This window comes from Sporosarcina sp. G11-34 (assembly GCF_026931025.1).
Window position 1 is genome coordinate 167,015 of sequence record NZ_JAHNZW010000005.1, and the last position, 21,715, is coordinate 188,729.

13 protein-coding genes and 1 pseudogene are annotated in these 21,715 nt (G+C 37.3%); 2 read left to right on the top strand and 12 right to left on the bottom strand.

All coding sequences use genetic code 11. From position 1 onward, the window contains the following. Positions 1-308 precede the first annotated feature (308 nt). From KSU66_RS08850 to KSU66_RS08895, 11 genes and pseudogenes are all read right to left on the bottom strand, one after another. Positions 309-5,369 (bottom strand): glycoside hydrolase family 2 TIM barrel-domain containing protein, encoded by a 5,061-nt coding sequence (locus KSU66_RS08850; protein ID WP_269051078.1) that lies wholly within the window; start codon positions 5,367-5,369, stop codon positions 309-311. A gap of 450 nt (positions 5,370-5,819) precedes the next feature. Continuing rightward, positions 5,820-7,664 carry a peptidoglycan-binding domain-containing protein gene (locus KSU66_RS08855; protein ID WP_269051079.1) on the bottom strand — a complete coding sequence of 615 codons (1,845 nt, stop codon included), beginning with the start codon at positions 7,662-7,664 and terminating at the stop codon, positions 5,820-5,822. A gap of 28 nt (positions 7,665-7,692) precedes the next feature. Then, on the bottom strand, positions 7,693-9,189 hold the full coding sequence (locus KSU66_RS08860; RefSeq protein ID WP_269051080.1) for a hypothetical protein: 1,497 nt from the start codon (positions 9,187-9,189) through the stop codon (positions 7,693-7,695). Between the two features lie 888 nt (positions 9,190-10,077). Next, positions 10,078-11,751, bottom strand: coding sequence for a M4 family metallopeptidase (locus tag KSU66_RS08865; protein ID WP_269051223.1), 1,674 nt, complete (start codon positions 11,749-11,751; stop codon positions 10,078-10,080). Positions 11,752-12,393: 642 nt separating this feature from the next. Further along, on the bottom strand, positions 12,394-13,809 hold the full coding sequence (locus tag KSU66_RS08870; protein ID WP_269051081.1) for a Na+/H+ antiporter NhaC family protein: 1,416 nt from the start codon (positions 13,807-13,809) through the stop codon (positions 12,394-12,396). Between the two features lie 128 nt (positions 13,810-13,937). After that, on the bottom strand, positions 13,938-15,044 hold the full coding sequence (locus tag KSU66_RS08875) for a D-TA family PLP-dependent enzyme (protein WP_269051082.1): 1,107 nt from the start codon (positions 15,042-15,044) through the stop codon (positions 13,938-13,940). 7 nt (positions 15,045-15,051) lie between these two features. Beyond that, positions 15,052-15,435: a RidA family protein gene (locus KSU66_RS08880; RefSeq protein ID WP_269051083.1), complete on the bottom strand. Its 384-nt coding sequence runs from the start codon at positions 15,433-15,435 to the stop codon at positions 15,052-15,054. A 21-nt stretch (positions 15,436-15,456) separates the two neighbouring features. Then, positions 15,457-16,122 (bottom strand): GntR family transcriptional regulator, encoded by a 666-nt coding sequence (locus KSU66_RS08885; protein ID WP_269051084.1) that lies wholly within the window; start codon positions 16,120-16,122, stop codon positions 15,457-15,459. A 25-nt stretch (positions 16,123-16,147) separates the two neighbouring features. Continuing rightward, positions 16,148-17,119: an asparaginase gene (locus tag KSU66_RS08890; RefSeq protein ID WP_269051085.1), complete on the bottom strand. Its 972-nt coding sequence runs from the start codon at positions 17,117-17,119 to the stop codon at positions 16,148-16,150. Positions 17,120-17,565: 446 nt separating this feature from the next. Further along, the gene (locus KSU66_RS21435) at positions 17,566-17,634 is read right to left on the bottom strand and encodes a hypothetical protein (RefSeq protein WP_443028961.1); all 69 of its coding nucleotides are present in this window, start codon (positions 17,632-17,634) and stop codon (positions 17,566-17,568) included. Positions 17,635-17,782: 148 nt separating this feature from the next. Continuing rightward, positions 17,783-17,977: pseudogene (locus tag KSU66_RS08895) on the bottom strand (transposase domain-containing protein); the annotation flags it as partial. A 359-nt stretch (positions 17,978-18,336) separates the two neighbouring features. On the opposite strand from KSU66_RS08895, the gene KSU66_RS08900 reads away from it, so the two are divergent. Next, a complete protein-coding gene (locus tag KSU66_RS08900) occupies positions 18,337-19,185 on the top strand; it encodes an SHOCT domain-containing protein (protein WP_269051086.1) in 849 nt (282 codons plus the stop codon). Positions 19,186-19,214: 29 nt separating this feature from the next. Beyond that, positions 19,215-19,817 carry a hypothetical protein gene (locus tag KSU66_RS08905; RefSeq protein WP_269051087.1) on the top strand — a complete coding sequence of 201 codons (603 nt, stop codon included), beginning with the start codon at positions 19,215-19,217 and terminating at the stop codon, positions 19,815-19,817. Positions 19,818-20,196: 379 nt separating this feature from the next. Here KSU66_RS08905 and xylE read toward each other — a convergent pair whose 3' ends face one another. Continuing rightward, positions 20,197-21,654 carry a D-xylose transporter XylE gene (gene xylE / locus KSU66_RS08910; protein ID WP_269051088.1) on the bottom strand — a complete coding sequence of 486 codons (1,458 nt, stop codon included), beginning with the start codon at positions 21,652-21,654 and terminating at the stop codon, positions 20,197-20,199. Positions 21,655-21,715 lie beyond the last annotated feature (61 nt).

Sequence of the window (21,715 nt, forward strand, 5' to 3'; positions counted from 1 at the left end):
AATTAATTAACGTTTTATAATGAGTATCTCTACTATGTTAGTATAACAGAATCAGTAATCTCTTGTGTTACGCTCGGAGAACTCGCTTGGGGTACCTGTGCACGATTGAATTACGGTAATTCAAAGTTTCGACTAAAAATTCAAAGAAACGTCTATAAATTACCGGGGAGTCAACTTCCCATTTCCACTTTATGCAATTGTATTGTATAGCCAGAATAGTCTCATGCACGGGTACCGATTTTTTTAACATTATAGGTACCTGAAATCAAGAAAAAATGGTTCAACCCAAAGGCTGAACCGTTTTTTTGCTATTCGACGATATAGATTTCAAGGACCTTAGTATTCCCTTTCGTGTTGACGAATACATCGTAACGTCCCACCCGGTAAATTCCCTCGGCATTATTTTTGATGAGTATTGTCTCAGTAAACATCCTGCTTCCAGTATCGTCTGCATAGACTTCATCGATGGTGATGACCAATTCATTCTGATTTCCTCTCAACTGGTTGACCACTGCAGAAGCTTCCACGGTTTCAATAGTTTCAAGATTCCCTATGGCTTCTTCTAAATTAGTAAGTGCTTCATCCAGTTCAGCTTGAGTTGTAGCCTTTTCTAATGCTTCTTCTGCCGCTTTAATTGCTTCATTTACAAACTTAACTGAGTCCTCTGAGTAATCCTTTGGATTAAGCTGCTTAGCTTCCGATATTAGGGATACTAGTTCAGTCTTGTCTAGGATTATGAATATTTTTTCTAAGGTACCTTCGTATTTTACAAGACCCTTAATTATGATTTTAGCTTCACCGGCTTCAACGTTATTTTCATAAGTTACACGATAGTCGATTCCCTCTTCAAGCACGATAGAATCTAATGTTACAGTTGCTTTAGGAGTCTTTGCTTTCCCATCATATAAAAATAAATCTTGATTGAGAGTAACTTCTGCACTTTCTAATGATTCTTTTGCAGCAGCTACTTTACGAAGTCTAATTTCTTTTGCTGTCATAAATCGATTAGCTTGACCTCCATCACCGTAGGTTGACAGGGCTGTGAGTCGAACGAATTTCCCTTCTTTTGGTTCGTCGAATTTTGCAATAGACCATGTATCAGTTTTACTTTGCCAATTACCAACCGATACCTCTTCCCATGTTTCGTTATCTAAAGAAACTTCAACTTTATACTCATTTACAATACCGTTACTACTGCCACTACGTGATAAATAACGGAGTGCATCAATTTCTGTTACTTCTTCCATTTCCAAGGTAATCCAGAAGTTTGATTTATCTGTTCCACCCCACGGAGTATGGAATATTGTTGATATTTTGTTATCCACAGCAAACTTTGGGTCACCTTCTATTGCATGATTTTTGTGGTAATCTCCTGCAGTTGCCGTAGTTTTTTCGTATGGATAGTCCCGAGAATCATCATCTGCTGGTAAATTCGTATCGGGTGCATTTCCATCTAAATTTATCGTATATATTTCCCTAGTCAAGTGATCTTCAGATTCTGTAATAATGCGAATCACATTCTCGTACGGTTTCAGTACTGTTACTGCAACGTTTTTATCACTTACTGTTTCAACAACTGCTTTTTGGTATTCAGTGTTAATCACTTTATCCTTTAGTTCTTTAGGTGAAACACTATTACCGTTGAGAAGTATATCCCCAAGTGTTGCTTCGGCATTTATCTTAAGCGAACTATGTTCAACACGTAACTCTACCTCTGAAAGTCCGACCGCTAATTTCTTACCGGCACTATTGGTTCCAGGATCGCTTGTTAAAACGATCTTAAATGCAACAGCTGGAACACCATTGAAACGATAATTAATTTTCGTGATATTCGGTGTACCATCGGATGTTTCTCCACGTGTTTCTATCACATTCTCCAATTTTGTCCAGTTTGCGTCCTCTGTACCTTCATTGGACCAAAAAAGTTCAACATTTTCAGGTAAACGTGCAGCCCAAGCATCTTGATAGAAGTATAAGTCTGCAGATCCTAGGAATTGAGCCGTTGCATATGTGAAAATGATTTCTGCTTTGCTATGTCCTGTTTGAGCCATATTATAGTTTGTCCAAACAGATGGGTTAGGTCCTGATTGAACCGTTTCGAATCCTGTATTACCATCGATAATTGACTCCAAATTATCAGATTGCAATTCTTTTGGTATATCTTGTGTTAATGTTAATTTATTATCTGCTACATTATCACCTAACGTAACTTCTGCATCATTAACGCGAACTGACGCAGTTACAGGAATTGTTTCACCAAACACTGTTGAAGTTCCATTAACGGTTACAAGTCCCGGTTTTTTATAGTTTTCAGCATCTTGAGTGTCCCATTCTACTGGGAATTCAGTTTGTAAAACATCACCGTTTTCTAAAACAAGAGGCCTACTTGAAGGCAAGTTAACATTATCGCTTCCTGTCGGAGTTGCTAGTGAATAGTTTAGAAGTGCACCAACTGATTCAATAACCGTAACATTAGTTAAGACACGATGATTATACTTATCAACTTGTCCTATAACGTTAACAGTTCCGGGTTCATCAAAAATGGTTCCTTCAATATCCCATGTAATTGGAAGAGTTTCTTCAGTTCCATCACTAAAAAGTAACTTTGTTTTTGATACAAGATTTGGCTGGTATCCTAATTTAACATAGTAATTTTTAGGCATTGTATACCCTATGACATGTTTTTCTGTTGGTACTTCAGGATCAGGTGTGGTTGAAATTGTTATATTTTGCCCTTTGATTCCCTCAGATTCTACATGAAGTGTCATTGTGCCTGCATCAGTTGTTGACTTTACAATAGCAACCAGTTTTCCGTTAAATACCTTACGTTTTCCACTGTCATATGGTTCATGATCCACTTGGTCACCATTGTCAAGTGCTATCAATTCCCCATCACCACTTACACTTACATTAATTAAGTTTGCAGCATCCTCAACGATATCCCCATTTTTATCGAATACATCGATTGTAATATAGGACAAGTCACGTCCATTAGCCACAATAGAGTCGCGATCGGCTTTTAGTTTTAGTTCAGATGCCTCTTTAAATGTTGTAACGCTATCACGGCCTTCTGTATTAGTAATAACATTATCATTTTGATCATAGGCCTTAGCATAGACTGTTCCATCTGCATAAGGAACATCCCATGTTAGGTAAAGATTTCTGAAATCTTGACCTTTTTTATCATCACCCTCATATACCTGATAAGTATGCCCCGCATCTGTAGTGTATTGTGTGAATGTTTTCTTGCCCAGTGATTGTTCTTCACCTTTGGCATTTTTAAAAAATAATTCCACACTACTTGCATCACTATAAACATCAACACGAACATTCCCTTTATCATCGATATTAACCATATCTTCTTTCCAAGCTGGAAGTACATGAAGCGTATTTACTTCTTCATTCCATTGTGATTGATAGAAGTAGAATCGATCCTTTGGCAGCCCAGCTGTATCGACAATACCAAAATAACTCGATTTTGGAGAAGGCCAGCCACCTGTCGCACCTGGACCCACATTATTCCAAGGTGTTGGCTCCCCAAGATAGTCAAAACCAGTCCAAACAAATTCTCCCGCCATAAAATCACGGGTAATAATTGAATACCATGAATCTGCTGAAAGTTTTCCCCATCCTACAGCTGACTCATCATATGATGTTAAGTGTTTATTATAATTTGAAGGTTTATAAACGCCACGACTGTTAATGGATGATGCTGTTTCTGCACCATACATTTTCCACTCTGGGTAATTTTTATGAAATTGGTCAAATTGATGTCCATCTGCATAGTTAAAACCAACAGTACCACCGAGATCTGTCAGTTTGTTACCAAAGCTTACTGACTCTTTCCAATTGGCTTTAAATTTATTGTCACCAATAGTAGCTGGACGAGTTTGATCAACTTCTACAACCCACGTTGCTAATTGCTCTAAAATAGCTGGATATTCATTATAAGGACCGCTGTTACCTTCCATAACTTCATTACCTGTTGACCAGTTGATAATAGATGGTGCATTAATTCCACGTCGAACCATGGTCTTAATGTCAAGTTCTGCCCATGTCATATCTGCAGTTGCACCCAATAATGGATTATCACCAACCGATTCTTTAAACCATTTAGCATAATCATTGTAGTTACCATTTTTGCTGCCTATCCAAGTATCAAATGCTTCATCAATGATGAGCATACCTTTTCTATTTGCAATTTCAATGAGTTCATCAGCAGCAGGGTTATGTGTAACACGGATTGCATTGACACCCATATCTAACAAGATTTCGACTTGGCGTTCCATAGCGCGATAATGCGCTGCTGCTCCCAATGATCCCTGATCAGAGTGCATACTTACACCTTTTAACTTAACTGCTTCTCCATTTAAATAAAACCCTGTATCCGCTTTAAACTCGATAGTTCTAAAACCATAATCCGTTACATATTCATCAATGACTTTATCTTCCACTATAACTTCTGTAACAATTTCATATAAGTGTGGATTAGATAGAGACCAAAGTGTTGGATTAGGCATTTTCAAAGAAACAATAGACGGGACTGAGTTATTAGCATTTATTTTTAATAAGTCACTTTGTTCACTAACTATATGTTCTTCCGAACCTTTTTCACGAATACTTTGTTTTACAATTGCATTAACATCTTCAGATGATTGATTCATAATTTTAGCATTAGCTACTACATCAATATCCTTACCTATTTGATTTTCAAGATTTGGAGTTAACACTTGAACACCATAATGATCAACATGAACATCATCTGTTATTGTAAGATGCACATTACGGTAAATTCCACTTCCTGAATACCAACGGCTTGATGGAAATTGATGATTAACACGAACAGAAATTACGTTTTCCTCATCGTAATTGATATAGTCCGTTAAATCATAAGCAAATGGTGTATACCCATTTGGATGATCACCCAATTTATGTCCGTTAATATATACACTAGCATTCATATAAACGCCGCCAAACTCAACAACCACACGCTTGTCTTTAATGGCTTCACCTAGTGTAAATGACTTGCGATACCAACCAATTCCACCAAGTTTATAACCACTCTCTGCTTCACCTGCTTGGCTATATGGCAGACTTAAACTGTAATCATGCGGCAATTGCACATCATCCCATTTTGAATCATCGTATGCATTAAACTGAGCATTACTTTGTTCACCATAAAAAAACTTCCAATTATCATTAAATAATTGACGACGTTTATTTTCACTTAAATCGGTATTATAGATAAAAGTTTCAGGCGAACTAATTGAATAATCTTCTTCCTCTGCGCTAACAACATATGGACTCCCATTACCTGCCACTAAAAAAACAATTAATAACAATACAACTACTTTTTTTATTTTCTGCACATTTCATGCCCTCCCCAATGAGATAAGTACAATTCATAAAACATTCCCCTACTTAACAATACCTTTTTCGTTTTTACTAGTTGTAGTTCTCTTTCTAATTCTATTATTCTCTTTTTCCATGAACAAAATGAAGATGAATTCCATCTTCATTTACCCCTTGCGATGATATGATACATAGCACCTGGAAACCAAATTCTATGTGTCTCTCAATACTCCTTCCTTTCTCTGTACAGATTACCAAGTAGACAGAAAATTGTCAATTCAAAACGAAGGTGTCTTCTGGCAAGTATTTTACATTGGGTAACCGCATCTATTTTATCGGTAAAATCTCGAAATGGTACCAGAAAATCCGGACAAATTAAAAAGAGGATACAGACAAAGTCGGTATCTCCTTTGTTTTATACTATCGTAGTGAGTTTACTGATTAGTATCTTGCGCTGTATCCAAAACTTAATCTGGGATCTTTATCTCCCTTAATTTTTGAACCGCTTCCCATGTGATCGGACCTACAATTCCATCAACGGTTAGATGATTAGATGCCTGAAAACTTTCAACAGCTTTTTTTGTATTTGGACCAAAAATTCCATCGCATACATCCGTGTAAAGTTTAGCTACTATTAATGCTTCTTGAAGTTGTTTAACGTATTCACCTTTACTCCCTATACTTAGTACAGGAAGAGATACCCTTCGACTTACAACTTCCGGCTCTGGGGGAGAAGTAAATTTTGTAGGATCCGGATTCGGCGATAGCGGCACCCTTCGGCATACAAAAGCAAGAATGGCAACGCCGTCAAAATCGTATGTTTCTGTGACTGTTTCCGGTGTCGCAACAATCCTGTCAATCGGTTCTATTAGACTGCCAATGCCCATAGATTTGATATTTTGAGTAAATATTAATTCTTCAGCCTTATATATATGCAAGTTGGAGATCAGTTTAGCTGTTTCCGGGGGTTTAAACACCGCTTGAAGCTTGGGATTCGGCATTTCAATTGATCTAATAGCAGGCTTCTGCTCAAGTTCACCTGTTCTTGTCTGCAACAAATCGGCATTATTTTTCAATCTGTTATCGACATCCACAACTGGCGGCTTTACACTTTGCATAAATGTCATTGTTCCCGGATTAATTGCAAGACGATATTCGGGTATGGCTTTAATCACTGCATTATTTTGGAGTGTAGCTATATTTAATATTGGAAGGACACTATTTTTCTGTTCACCTGTCTTTTTCTTTTTCGTCACTGTAATGTTCCTTACAGCAAGCATTCCTGTGATATAGGCAGGAATTCTTCCTTGGGCAGGACTTTCACCATCAGATACGATACTTTCATCGGACATTTTCCAATATCGACTTTGAAAAAACTCGGGTCTGAACCAGGACCTTTTAATACCGATGTATTTATATTCCAAAGACAACGATTGGATATCATCGTTTTCCTGATCCGCTGTAAACACTCCCTTTAAGGAATCGGGTGCTTGTTGAATGAGGGAGTCTATTTCCTTTCTTAACAATGGTACATAAATCCAAGGCTGGTCTTTATCAAAGGCGTCCCTTGGATTGAAATCAGTGACACAAAATGGAATCCCCTGGGCGTCTGTATCAGCCAACTCAGCGATATTGATGTCATTCAAATACTCGTCTCTGTATAGGACTGAATACTTTTTCACTTCCAAGATATTCCGTATCTTCTGGCTGGCCTCAACCTTGTTTTTATATCCAAAGTTAACCCAATTGAACATTGCCTGATCCCTTAAATCGCGTAACTCTTTTTCACGCCACTCCTTCCATACTTCTTGGAGTTTCTCCGCTTCCACTCCTGTTGTGTTTTCAACCGTTATTTTTTCGGACATATACATATCATTCGCTTCTTCGTATGCAATTTTATAATCAATATATATTTGGGTTGCCTCTGATGGAATGATTGACTTCTTACCGGTTATATCAACTCCCTCGACAGTTAAAAAGTCTTTCGCTTCCGCTAACTGCTTTTCCTCTTCCTGCGACAATATGCTTGTAGCAAATTCTGCATTAATTAAAACATTTTTCATCTCATTCCATAAAAACATGCCGGATGGAGAGAATACAGATGCCCCGTCTGCAGGGATCTGATTGACCATCCTCGAAAAGTCAGCTCTGTAATTCAGTCGCTCAAGTGCGGATAGATTAGACCCTTCTTTCATGAATTCCAGCGATCTATAGGGATAAGCCAGGCCCAATGGAAAAGTTAGAAACTGGTTTTCTTCTTCGTAAATCTTCTTCAACTTGATAGCCAAAGCAAGGGATACTTTTTCTTCCATCATACACCTCCTGAAGAGCTATTATGGTTTATAAGTCGCCACCGACAAATTCTTCCGGCTTGATATCAGGGTGCGGGTTTGGTGATTTAGGAATGATATTATTAATAAATCCAATGAGCTGGATTCCATCAATATCGATTCTTCCGCCTTCTACACGCGAATCTAAATCACGTTTTTCATGTCCAAAATCATAGGAACCTTTAATACTGAAGGGTCCGAATCCAACTCTCCCACCTACCTCTGTCTGGGCGTCCATATGCTGCATCTGAGAATCAGCTTCATCAAATTTCAACTTAACATTTCTGACGAATAACGCGGTGATTGGATAAGCGACAAGTCTGCCAGAAGGATTTTTACCGCCATCTGAAACCATTTCATCGTAATTTAAATCCCATAATTTATCGAGCGTCCAACTTCTCATCGAGAAAAAACCTGGATCGAACCAAGGGCGACATATCGGCACTTGAACGAATTCCAGTTCTGCTCTAAAATTGGTTGATTTTTGATTGTTAGACTGGTTAATCTTCGAGCGGCCTGCCTTTGAAGCTACAGAGAACCAACCAAAAGCGGCAGAACCCCCGGCACCCGATTGACTTGTTTTTTTATTGGCATTATTTTCATAATCCCCTTGATAAAAAGTAAACCTTGTCCAGCTTGGACTAGTGGCAAAATTACCCGGGATCAAGGTGGTGTAATAAAAATCGCTTCCCCCATCAAGCGCACTCGAAAGAAGACCGTTATTATACTTGTTGATCAAGTCCTGCTTGTACAACACCATGCTCTTTGAGGTTACCTGATCAATGTAGGAACCAATCTGTTTAAATTCATTTTTATAACCTAAGGCTGACCATGCCATTTCGGCAGATTCCATCCTTCTTCTCATGAACTGTGCCTTGTTCGCAAACTCGGCGACTCTTCTCATAGCCTCAGGGTCATTCCCTCTTGCAGTTTGGGCATTAACCAATAGATTCTTATATTCATTAACCGCATAATCATACTTTTCCTCATAAGTAAGGTAGGCTAGCGTCATTGGTCCGGGTTCTGTTACAGTCTTCATTTCATCAGTAAAAATGTCTTTCACTTCTTTGGTAACAGAAAGCAGATTGCGAAACCTTTGCAGCTTTTCCTTTTCTGGTTCACTCAATTCCTTGTGAACTACTTTGCTGTATTTAAGGACATCTCCATAAACCGAACTGATTGTATCCTGAGTCGAAGTGAATATGGATTGCTGCATACTTGCATCCAAAAATTCATTGGACACATCCGGGATAAAATCTAAAAGACGGGAAAGCGCAAAGGCCTGATGATGCCTCATATTATATGTCTCCGCAATATCCGATTCATCGGAATAACCCAAGCCCCCGGCGCAGTATTCAAAATCTTTCGTTGAAAACGGCAAGCCTGGTAACAACCATGTCACAGACTTATTTCTAGGCAATTTGATTTTTTCATCATCTCCTGTAATCGTATTGTACAATTTTGCGATCATACTTTTCATAAGTTCAGCAGAATGATCTACAGTCATTTCAAAACCTCCCTAGTTTTTTTGATCCCCAATATAATTCCAAACACGGCCGATTAACCAATGCTGAATCACTTTACTTGATGATTCCCCCCCTTTTTACATAATTAAGCAGTACATTAAAGTTACCAATGCACCAGTCAATACTTTTTCCATGGCAGTAAAAATAGCGTTCAAGATACTCTATGATAAATATAACTTTTAAAGACCCTCATTATTAGTGTGAATACTCTGTCGATTAAACACCTATACCCAATCTTTCAACATTACAAAAATTGGTTTAAATTCGGAGCAATTGGGTTACTTAAGGGCCACTGTGCGCGGTGTAATTATGACACCACACGTCTTTGAATAAACAAAAAGAAGATGCCGACTAAGTCTTGTTTAGTCGACATCTCCTTATTATCCCTATGCAATTGTAATGAATTTACTGATTAGCGTCTCGCATATGTACCTCAAATTAAATCAAATATAAATACTGCGACTCTAATAGGTGTACCTGATTTCTTCTATACTTGAAAATAACTCTTGACAGGTCAAAATCTAATGGTTTTGATAATAATAGGTGAAAGGAGGAATCCCAATTGAATGTAAAATCCATTTCTTTATTATGCAAGAATGCAGACAACCCATCATTAAAATATAAGAATTGTCGTGGGAGAGTAATCTATGTCAGCGCCAAAACAAGAATCGAACAACGAGGGTATGGCAAAGGGAAATGCCCAATTTGCAAAGAAATCAAAGTGCTCTTTATTAATTAGACTATACCTGTGCAAATTACAATCTTGAGAAAATACACAAAAGAAATTCATCCAAATTTTACCTCGGATGAATTTCCTTTTTGTTCATACAAGTCTAGTGTAGTGTCTTGTACAGGCAACCGATTTTAGCTTAATAAATTCCTACCGCATCAAACCCTGCATGAACTGCAGTCTCTTCCGCGTTGCCTTCGCCATAAATATCGATTGCAGACTGTACAATTGCCTTACGTGCATCGCTGAAGACCGAATTTGGTGTTAAGTAAACAGTTAATGCTCGATAATAAATTTTCCCTAACTTCTCTCTGCCAATTTCTTGTCCAATCAAATAGGCAGCATGATTGGTTATCGAAGAGTTAACATGGACACCGCCATTATCTACGTTACGAGGCATATAATAATATTCATCCATATGAGCTGGATAAACCCCACTACCATAAGCTGCTCTTTGTTGGTTAGTAACGACAACACTATTTGGATCGCTCATACTGCGCAATCTCCAGTTACCGTCAGCTATTGCTGCTGGTGCCATAATGTCCTCACCTATTTCCCAATCTTTATCATCAATGATTGCGCCAAAGACGTCAGCGAATGATTCATTTAATGCACCTGGCTGGTCACGGTATACTAAATTTGCTGTACTGGAGATAATACCATGCGTCATTTCATGAGCAGTAACGTCAAGGGCGGCTGAAAGTGAAATAAATAACTCTCCATCACCATCACCATACGTCATCCAGCGCCCATTCCAGAAGGCATTATTATAATTGTTACCATAGTGAACGTAGGAAGTAATTGCCATTCCTTCATCATCTAGTGAATTACGATCATGTTCATTTAGAAAGTATTCATATACTTTTTCAGAATTATAGTGTGCATCGACTGCAGCTCGATCATAATCACTTTTGAATGAAGCGGAGTTCCCCGTATATAGCGTATCATTTCGGGTATTCGTATCATTTTTGGAATCATATGTGAATATCCCTTCAAGATTCTCATGAGCGTAATCCGCTAACGCAAACTTAGTTCCAGATTTCGGTTCCTTCACTTTGCTAATATGCAATTTCCTATGATCACCATGTACTCCTTTCCCAACCCCATTTTGTGTTTTCACTTCATCTGCATGCATTATGCCATTATACTTATCAATCACTTCTCCATTTTTTGCATCGACAAAGACAAACCAGTTACCAGGCTTGTCCCCCATAAAGTTCACATTCACTTTATAAGCCGTATGATTTTCATTATCAAAAGGGTATACAACTAGTTCAGTAGTCGGCTCATAAGTCAGTTCTTCCGGGGCGTTGACAGATGACACGGCTCTCTTAAGTGCAGTATCACTGCTTATAGTGGCAGTTGTATCCACGGCCTCATTATCAATGGTCTCATTCACTCTTCCGTTGACAGCTACAACTTCATGATCCTCATTAAAATGAACAATTACTTCCGAACCTTCCACATTTACGCCATTAATGGACTGATTAAAACGGACGTGCGTCATACCCAGATCATCAATCTCTGTCTTTTTTACCTTTAGTTTTTTGTCCGGATTTTTAATTCCAGTTTTACCTTCGTTTTTCTTTAAATAAGTAAGTGCATTGGAAGAGTTACTAGAAGAGAATTTCTCTGCATGTCGCTCCTTCACAAAAACAGGAACGCTTGCCCGCTCATTCCACTTCTTAGAAGCTTGTACATCACTAAGTTCACTAGAACCAACCGGCTGTGCAAGTACACTACTTACTGAGGTAGAACCTATCAATATCGCAGATGACAAAACTAATGGTACAATAAACTTTTTCTTTTTCACCAATGTTTGGTACCCCCCTGTTCATATTTACCATCTTTAGTATAGACTAAGGATGATTAATATGAATGAATAGTTAGAATCATCTTACCATTGAGATAACTTGACGTACCCCTATAACACAGGTGTAACTAACCATTTGAAAGAGGAAAAAGGATTACCAAAGTTCCAGTCAACCCTACATATATGTTTATCCAAAAGGTACCTGTGCACGGCTGAATTATGGCAATTCAAGGTTTTGAATAAAGAATCATAGAAAAATCTATAAATTAAGGTGTAGTCACCTTCCCCCTTTTCAATTTATGCAATTGTAGTGTATAGCCAGAATAGTGTCATGCACAGGTAGCTGAAATTACATTAGTAGTTTTAGTTTTGATAAATCAAAAAGATCCTCTATTTCTATTTCTTTTTTAATATCTAATTCCAAATACATTCCAATCACCTTATAATAATTATGAAGAATACGATTGTATCTGTACATATTTGTACATATTTATTCAAGTATTTGTGCACATATCTAAACTATCATTTATAATTATCTGTCCAAAAAGAAAAGAAGTCCCCCCCTATATAAATAGGGTGACTCCCTTTCCGCTTCATGAAATCGCTTACACTTTAGTGGAAGTATTTTCATCTATCTCTCAATTAAACAGTCGAAGCACTCTTTGTCTTAATTATTGGTTTGTCTACAATAATTTTTGATTCCGCTGTTACATCTTCTTTGTCCCAAACCCATGGCTCTTTCTTTATCACACGATCTGCGAAAGGTATATAGATTGAGATAATTCCGAATACACCTAAGAGCATTACATACCACATGTATGGAATGATTTCGAGTGGTGACACAATTCCACCCGCAATCCCGACGAGTAAGAGTATTTGATTCCCATAAGGAAGAAGTCCCTGGGTAACACTACTGAAAATATCCATAATCGCCGCAGTTCTTCTTGGGTCAACTTTGTATTCTTCGGTTATTTCTTTTGCAATATCATTTGTTGCAATCAACGCAGCTGTATTGTTTGCCACCGCTACATCTGTTAGTGAAACCATACCAATTATTCCAAGCTCGGCAGTCTTTTTCCCTTTCACTCTTTTTGTAACCTTATCGATAATAAATTGAAGGCCTCCACCGTCGTTCATCATTTGTGAAAGTCCACCAATGAATAGTGCGAGCACAATAATTTCAAGCATACCTTCAAAACCAGTAAATATAGATTGGTTCAAAGTAATGAAAGTAAGATCTCCATGGAATATTCCAACTAATCCTGAAAGAATAATTCCACTTGTTAAGACGACAAACACATTCCCGCCTAGCACCGCAAAGAGCAAAACAAAAATGTATGGTAAGACTTTAATTACACTATATTCACCAATTTCAAGTGCCGCTGCAGTTTCTTGACCTCCAAAGATAAGGAACAAGATTACCGTTACTATCATTGCGGGCAATGCTATCCAAAGGTTTACCCTGAATTTATCTTTCATAGCGACACCTTGTCCGCGTGTTACAACGATTGTTGTATCAGAAATAATCGACAAGTTATCGCCAAAAAATGCACCTCCAAGAACTGCTGCAAATAACATCGCCATATTTAGGTCTGCTACTTGTCCGATGCTTAATGCAATCGGTGCTAATGCCGCAACCGTTCCACTCGATGTTCCAGTTGCCAGTGACATCAATGAACAAATTATGAAGAAACCTGCAATTAAGAGTGACGGTGGCATAAACGTGAGTGCTAAATTAACAAAAGATTCAACGCCGCCCATTGCCCCAGCTACTTCTGAAAATGCACCTGCAAGTAATACCGTTAACACCATAATAAGGATGTTTTCATTCGTACATCCGTGAATGAACGAACCAACTTTCTTCTCGATTGGATCCCTATAAATGATAAATGCAGCTATTACAGCCATAAACAATGCAGCTGATGCCGGAAGTTGGTGAAACGGCTTTTCAACTCCCGCACTAGACATAATTGCCCCTGTTCCAATCATTAGTCCAACAAAAATCAGTAAAGGAACTAACGCCCAACCATTTGGACCTTTATTTTCGATACGCTGCATATTTACTCTCCCCTTTTCACATGGAATTCTGAACATTTTAGGGTTTCTGATAATTGTACTTAAAATGATAATCAATTTATAAGTAGCTAGTGTCCAAGTTTTTCTTGGACACTATATTGGCCTGTTAATTACTGCAATTTCCCCTTACATTCAATGAGTAATTCATCAACCACTTCATCGTTTGAGATTAAGTACGCTTTCTCATGCAAATTACAAACTGGGCAAATATGATTCGGAATGATTTCTACTTTATCGCCGATATTCACTTGATTTCTAAACTTCTCATCGTAAATGATTGCATGCTCATCAAAAACATCGTAAATATAAACATCGTCAAAGCCTTTAATATAGCCAAGACCTTTCGTTCTTGTAATCCCTTTGCTTCTCGTTTGCGCAGTTATTCCTTTCGCACCAACGTCCGTAATTACTCTTTCCGAGGTCGGTTTACTAATGACTGTTGTAAGAACTGACGCAGCACAACGCGCATAAGTATCAATAACATTCGCTTGTGATGCATCCATCAACACATATGTTCCGGGTCGAATTTCCGTAACACCCTCAGGAATTTCAAAACCTTGCATTAGAGACGGCGTAGAACCAATACTAACCACTTTTGCTTTCAAGTCCATCTCTTCCGCAATTTTTGCAAATAACAATGTTCGATCCACACTTTCGAAATATATCTCTTTACATTCTTCGAGATTTTCCGCCGCGTATGAATGACCATCATGCGAGAAAATTCCTTTGAATTCAACGTTCTTACTGTTCTTGATTAATTCCAACAGAGTACGGAAAGCACTTACTTCAATAATTCCAGAGCGTTCTTCACCTACTTCAATTTCAATGACAACTTGTGCTTTTTTTTCTGCTCCTTCGAAAACATTTTCAATTTCATGCACATGATATGGATCGTCTATCCCAAAGGAAATGTCAATCGACTCAGCAAGTTTACGAATGCGTTCAACTTTTGATTTACCGACTATTTGATTCGCAATAAAAATATCAGTTATGCCATGTTGTGCCATAACTTCTGCTTCGCCAACTTTTGCAACGGTAATCCCGTTTGCACCTAATTCTTCTTGTAACTTAGCAATTGCAGGCATTTTATGTGTTTTCGTATGTGGTCGTAAATTCACTCCGTATTCATTCGCATATTCCTGCATATTTTTTAAGTTATCAAGAAGTATTTCTTTATCTATTAATAGTGCTGGTGTGTCAAGCTCAGTAAATTTCACGATTCCTTCACTTCTCCTTTACTGCTGCTGTTGCTTCAATTTCTACGAGGCAACCAGCATATAAATTGTTCGATGGAATGACAACTCTAGCCGGTTTGTGGTTACCGAAAAACTCAGAATAAACTTCATTAAGATCTGGCCAATACTTTACATCCGGCATATAAACTCTGCACATAATTACGTCAGACTTTTCGACTCCCGCAGCTTGTAAAACATACTCTAAGTTCGTTAGTGCTTGCCCTGCTTCCGCCTTAATGCCGCCTTCCGGTACTTTTCCGGTTTTCGGATTAATGGATAACTGTCCCGATACATAGAGCACACCATTGTGTTCCATTGCTGGTACATAGTGTCCACCATCTCTAGTGGAGTATTTCGTCACGATTGGCTTCATAGTATCCCCCTAATATTTCACTTAAAAGTTTTCCAATAAAAATGTTAAATCGCTTTCCATATGTTCCTTCATTAAAATCGCGGCTTCTTCACCTTTTCCTGCTTTCATTGCTTCAAATATTCCTAAATGTTGCTCGTACATATTCTTACGAATTTCGGCAATACGAAGCTTAGAATTTCGATAAAATCGTGTTAAATTCCGCAATTGATTTGTTTGTTGATAAAGTCTTTCATTCCCACTTTCGCGTAGGATAATTTCATGAAATTTGGAGCATTCCTTTGTAAAACGATCTGAGATATTCTCTACACTTTGCACTTTCAGGAGACGCTCTTTTTCTCTGAATACCTCATTTAATTCTGCAATAGCATCTTCAGATAAGTTTTTTGTAGTTAGCTTGACTGCAAGTGATTCCAAGGCTATTCTGCACGCATAAATTTCTTGTAAATCCTCTTTCGAAGTTTTATAGACATATAATGATTTGTTTTTTCGGATGAGCAATCCTTCCTGCTCCAATTTCCCAACCGCCTCACGAATAGGTCCTCTACTCACATTAAGTTGTTTTGCTAACTGGACTTCGTTGATTTGCCCATTTGCCTCAATTCGACCAGTTAATATTTCTTCCCGTATACCATCATAGACTTGTAAATACAATGGTGGTACTTGTACAATTTTGGGATTAATTTTCACCCTCTCCTTCCCATTTTAAAATTCTTCAATTAAAGTAACTTGCATCGATTTCTTTCCCGGCTGCTAATAAAACAGCCAACTTAATTCTTGCCTTTTTACTATCATAATCACTCGCTAATAGGACACCCTCATTTTGTAAACTCCAAGCACTGCCTGGGAAGTCATAAACTGTTTTAACTTCCCCCTCGTTTGCGCTTGTCGTCAACAGGACATTGACTCCTTTTGTAACCGCTTTCTTCACGCTCTCCAAAATGAAGGGTGGTGCATGTCCCCTGCCCGGAGCTTCAACGATTATTCCAGAAGCACCAAAATCCACGGCACAATCAATAAATCTACCATCTGAACCAAGTGCACACTTGATAAGTTCAACGTTTGGTAATTTATTTGTAATCGTGTAAACCTCTCTCTTAATCGGTTTTTGATAGAACGAAACATTGTCTTGATCTACAATACCTAAGTAGCCAAAACCAAATGACGTAAACCCATCGACATTCGAAGCATGTCTTTTTTGAACATAACGCCCTGAAAAAATACGTTCGTTGAATAATACTATTGTTCCAGTGTTGCGACTTTCTGGGTGTGCTGCTAATAAAATCGCTTGTCGTAAATTTACAAAAGCATCCGTTCCAATAACAGTCGGCCCTCTCTGTGAACCCGTAACAACTACTGGTCTTTCATCAGAAATAACTAAATCTAAGAAATAAGATGTTTCTTCCAAGGTATCAGTCCCGTGTGTTACGACAATGCCGTCAACCTCTTGATTTTCGAATACCTCTTCAATTTTATCTTTTAATGTAAATAAATGCTCAAAGGTCATGTGGTTACTCGGGATTTGAAAAACCGATTGCACTTCAACGTCAATGTTTGAAGGTAAATCACACATATTCGAAAGTTCTTCACCAGACATAACTCCAGCTGTTAATAAACCCGTTTCAGGATTTCTTTTACTCGCAATCGTTCCACCGGTACTAAGCATTATGATTTTCTTTACATTCAATCCTGTCGCCCCACTCTCTAAATTTTCAATTAATTTAAATCAACTGTTTGCTGTTAACAGTAAACAGTTGCAACTAATTACTTACAATAAACCAAATTCTGAATAATGTCAATACATTTTTAAAATTGGTAGATTTGGTAGCGTGTCAAAGAAGAACGCCCCAAAATATACTGGGTGGCTCTCAAATATATCCTAGGTGGCTCATTCGGATGAGGATATTATTATTTTTGTAAGCTTCTTGGCGGTGTTGTAATCTTCTATAGAAACGACTTCAATTCCAACTATGAAAGTTAGCGGATTATTTCGGAATTCTTTCATAATGCCAGCGATTTTGGCTTGGCCATCTTTCCCTACAAGCGTAATAGACTTTAAGCCCTCACGGTAATGACCCAACTCGTACTACAGGTCCATTAACGCCTCATACAATGAGATACACTCGTTTTATATTAGTCGACCATTTTAGCCGTCAAAAGTGCATCCTGGACTGCATCCTTATCCCTTGCAAGCGTTACGATTAGATAACCATAGCTTTCTTCGTATCCAAATAGAAAGCACTATGCTTGCCGTTATTCGAATACTCCTTAATCTTTTCGGAAATTAATTTAAAAGTATGCGTCAAATAACGCCCACCTATAAACGGGTGGGCGTTATTGTATGTATTATTTACGTATTCTTGATGATATGGCAGGTTTCTGGCAGCGTAGTTGACCATGGGAGCAGCTGATCCAAAATATCCATATCTTCAGTATCGATATTGGGAAGCGTTTCAAAGAGATAAGTAAGATAGACAAAGGGATTCAAACCATTCTCTTTGGCTGTTTCTACAACGCTATAAACTATTGTACTTGCTTGGGCACCTAACTGTGGTGTGCGTGGTGCAATTATGACAACTCAAGGATTTGGGTAATAATTCAAGGGGATATGGACAAAGTGTTATATATTCGGTATCCCCTTCGTATTTTATGCAATTGTAGTGAATTAACTGAGTTGTTTCACGCACAGTTACCTGAAATAGAGTAATTTTGGAGGGCTGGCAAGCCTTTTTTATTGGAATTTATATCCCAACGTTATGTACTTTTCCTTTTCAAACCTCTATACTTCTATTTTGCACTACACAAAAGTTCTAAAGTTCTAAAGTTATAGTTACAGTCTTTACAAGTTATGTTATAAATGAAGCAGGAGAAATTTATTAGGGACTAATAAAATAGGGGGATTGTATGGGTTGTTTAGCTGGCATATTAATTATTGCAGTTCTTTACGGATTTACAATAAGTGTGGGAACAGGTATAGCCTTTCTCACTATACTTATCTTAATATTAGTAGGAATGCTTATTATTAGTAATAGTGATGAGATGGAACGAGCAGAAAAACTAAGTGTAACTAAAGCAAAGATAGAGGAAGAATTTAAAAGCGATAATTTTAAGCCTTCCCAACAAGTTTTTTCGTGCATTAATGTTTCTTTGTTAGCACTTGATGAGGAATCAAAACAATTAGCAATTGTAAGAACAAAAGAGCATAATTTTATAGAAAGTAATGAATTTTATATAAAATATTATTCCTATAAAGATTTATTAGAATCTCATATATTAGAAGATGGCGTTTCTACAACACAAACTTCTAGAACTAATCAAATAGGTGGAGCATTAATAGGGGGTGTCCTAGCCGGTGGAGTAGGGGCAATTATTGGTGGTTTATCTAGCAATACCAAAACTTCGGAGGATGTAAAAAGCGTGATACTTCAAATAGTAGTTAATAACACAGAAACACCTGTACAAGAAATCATGTTATTAAATTTAAAAACAGAAGTGAAAAAAGATAATGTGGTTTATAAACAAGCTTTAAGTCATGCTACTCATTGGCATAAGTTGATAAGTGTGTTAATAAATCATGCAGATAAAGAAGATAGGGTAGTAAAAAAAGAGATAGAAGAAAGCAAGGAGGTACAATTTCGGGAAATAAATTCATATACAACTGCTGATGAGATTAGAAAATTACACGATTTGCTTAGCGAAGGAATTATTACCCAAGAGGAATTTGATAATCAGAAGAAAAAAGTAATTTCGTAATATTTAAATTAGGTGGAGGTAATAATACGGTGGACTTTCTAAAAAAATATATTTATTTATTAGGTATTGCAACATTTATAATAGTATTACTAGTTGCTTGTGAAAAAAAAGATAATCCGGAAGATGTAAAAACAGAAACGATGTCTAAAGTTAATGAAGAAATTGCTGATAGTTCCATAAAGAACTATATAAAAGGCGGTATAGAATTAATAAAAGTTGAAAGTCATAAAGTAGAAAGTTTATTGTTTTATGATTTTTACTTAGAAGCGGAACTTAGTAATGAATTTAATAGTTTAACTGATGAAGAAAAGTATACTCTTTTAAAAGAACTTGATTACATTAAATTAGATGGAATGTTTATAGGAGAAAATTCATATTGTAATGTCGAAACATTTACACTTATTAGTGACTCTGATAAATACAGAGTAGAACCTTCACTTGGATTTTCTATTTATAAAAACGATAAAGACTTTTCCCCAAAATCTAAAGTACCATATGTTCCATCTGGTGGTATTCCGCATAATCCAGCGGATAATAATTCAAAAGGGGAATATAAACCTGTTGAAGATATGAATCAAGAAGAAATAGAAGCAGAACTTGAAGAAATATTAGGGGATTTTCTTGGTCAATAATTATAAATGCTCTTAAAAAGCACTCATTAAGAGTGTTTTTTATTACCCTGAATATTAGTTAAATGAAATTTGAAAGGTACCTGTGCACGGTTGAATTATGAGTATTCAAAGCTTTGAGTAAATAATCAAATAAAAGTCCGGAAAGTACCGATTAGTCAACTTCCCCTTTTAATTTCATACAATTATAGCGTATAGTCAGAATAGTTCCATGCACAGGTACCTGAAATTAAAAATAGATACAGCCATTCCATGATCATTTCTCAAGGTAAATTGTTTCCAATTTCTTTCCATGCTTTTCGTTTCAATCTCCATGCAAACACTCCTAAATTTAGTAGTAAAAAAGAACACCTAGTTGGAAATTAGGTGCTCTGCAAAATTATTATTGGACTTCGACTTCTTCAGGTGAAGTGAATTTTGCTTTCTCAGATGATTTTTTATCACTATTTACTTCCTTAGCAACCGTCCATATGCTTTCCATTTGTTCAAGTGACTTCCCTTTCGTTTCTGGAACCATCACCCAAACAAATATAGCGGAAAGTATACTCATCACACCATAGAATACATAGGTTAATACGTTACTGAATTCCATCATGCTTGGATAGGTAGATGAAATAAAGTAATTCGCTGCCCATTGCGCTGCGACAGCGATGGCAACTGCTTGTCCGCGGATTTGATTCGGGAAGATTTCGGATATAAGCACCCAGCAAATTGGTCCCCATGACATCATAAATGAAGCAGTAAAAATAATAATGAAGATTAACGTACTAATCCCAATAATATTGTAGTACGCCAGGCCCGCTACCCCAAACATCCCAATTGCCATCCCGATCGATCCAGTAATTAATAGCGGCTTACGTCCCAATTTATCAACGGACAAGATTGCGATCACAGTGAAAATAACATTCACCAATCCCATCACAATTGTTTGTAGCATAGAAGCATCTTTTGCGGCACCTAAACTTTCAAAAATACGTGGTGCATAATAAAGGACAACGTTAATTCCTACAAATTGTTGGAATACGGAAAGTAGGATCCCTATGACAATAATCTTTTTTCCGTATGAAAATATTTTCCCAGAGGAAATCGAAACGGTTTGTTTAATTTCACTCAAGATAGATTTTGCGACCTTTTCACCATTAATTTTAGTTAAAATTGCCAATGCCTTATCATCCTGGTTATTCAAAGCCAAATAACGAGGAGTTTCCGGGACAAATAATAATAATACAGCAAAGATTAACGCTGGAATTGCTTCGGAAGCAAACATATATCTCCAACCAATATCGTTAATCCATTCTAGCGTATTACCATTTGCAATTCCCCAGTTCACGAAGTACACAACTAGCATTCCAAATATAATCGCAAACTGATTAAATGATACAAGTCGTCCTCGAATATTGGCAGGCGCAATTTCACCGATGTAAACAGGAACGACCGCTGAAGCTAAACCAACACCAATTCCACCCATAATTCGATAAGTATTAAATGTTAGCAATAATCCTAACGTAGGATTATCTTTTGTGAAAAATAGAAACTCTGGATAAGCAGATCCCAATGCTGAAAATAAGAATAATAATGCAGCTGCGATGAGCGTATTCTTCCGCCCAAATCTAGAGGAGATTACTCCGGAGATGATCCCGCCAATCACACAGCCGATCAACGCACTTGAAATCGTTGCGCCATGTGCCATCGGGCCCAGCCCTAAACTAGTAATCATATAGGCTTCGATTGACTTTTCGGCACCTGAAATAACAGCAGTATCATAACCAAAGAGCAGACCGCCTAATGCAGCAACTAATGTAAGTGAAATAATATAAAGGGAGTTAGGTTTTGATTTCATAATTTACTAAAGACGGATTTTATAAAAAAATAATAAAGCGCTTTCAAATCTGACAGTTTTC

Coding starts and splice junctions, on each gene's coding strand:
- KSU66_RS08855 (WP_269051079.1), bottom strand. CDS start 7,664: ATGGAAGAAAAAGTATCCCTTGCTTTGGCTATCAAGTTGAAGAAGATT.
- KSU66_RS08860 (WP_269051080.1), bottom strand. CDS start 9,189: ATGACTGTAGATCATTCTGCTGAACTTATGAAAAGTATGATCGCAAAA.
- KSU66_RS08870 (WP_269051081.1), bottom strand. CDS start 13,809: ATGCAGCGTATCGAAAATAAAGGTCCAAATGGTTGGGCGTTAGTTCCT.
- KSU66_RS08880 (WP_269051083.1), bottom strand. CDS start 15,435: ATGAAGCCAATCGTGACGAAATACTCCACTAGAGATGGTGGACACTAT.
- KSU66_RS08900 (WP_269051086.1), top strand. CDS start 18,337: ATGGGTTGTTTAGCTGGCATATTAATTATTGCAGTTCTTTACGGATTT.
- xylE (WP_269051088.1), bottom strand. CDS start 21,654: ATGAAATCAAAACCTAACTCCCTTTATATTATTTCACTTACATTAGTT.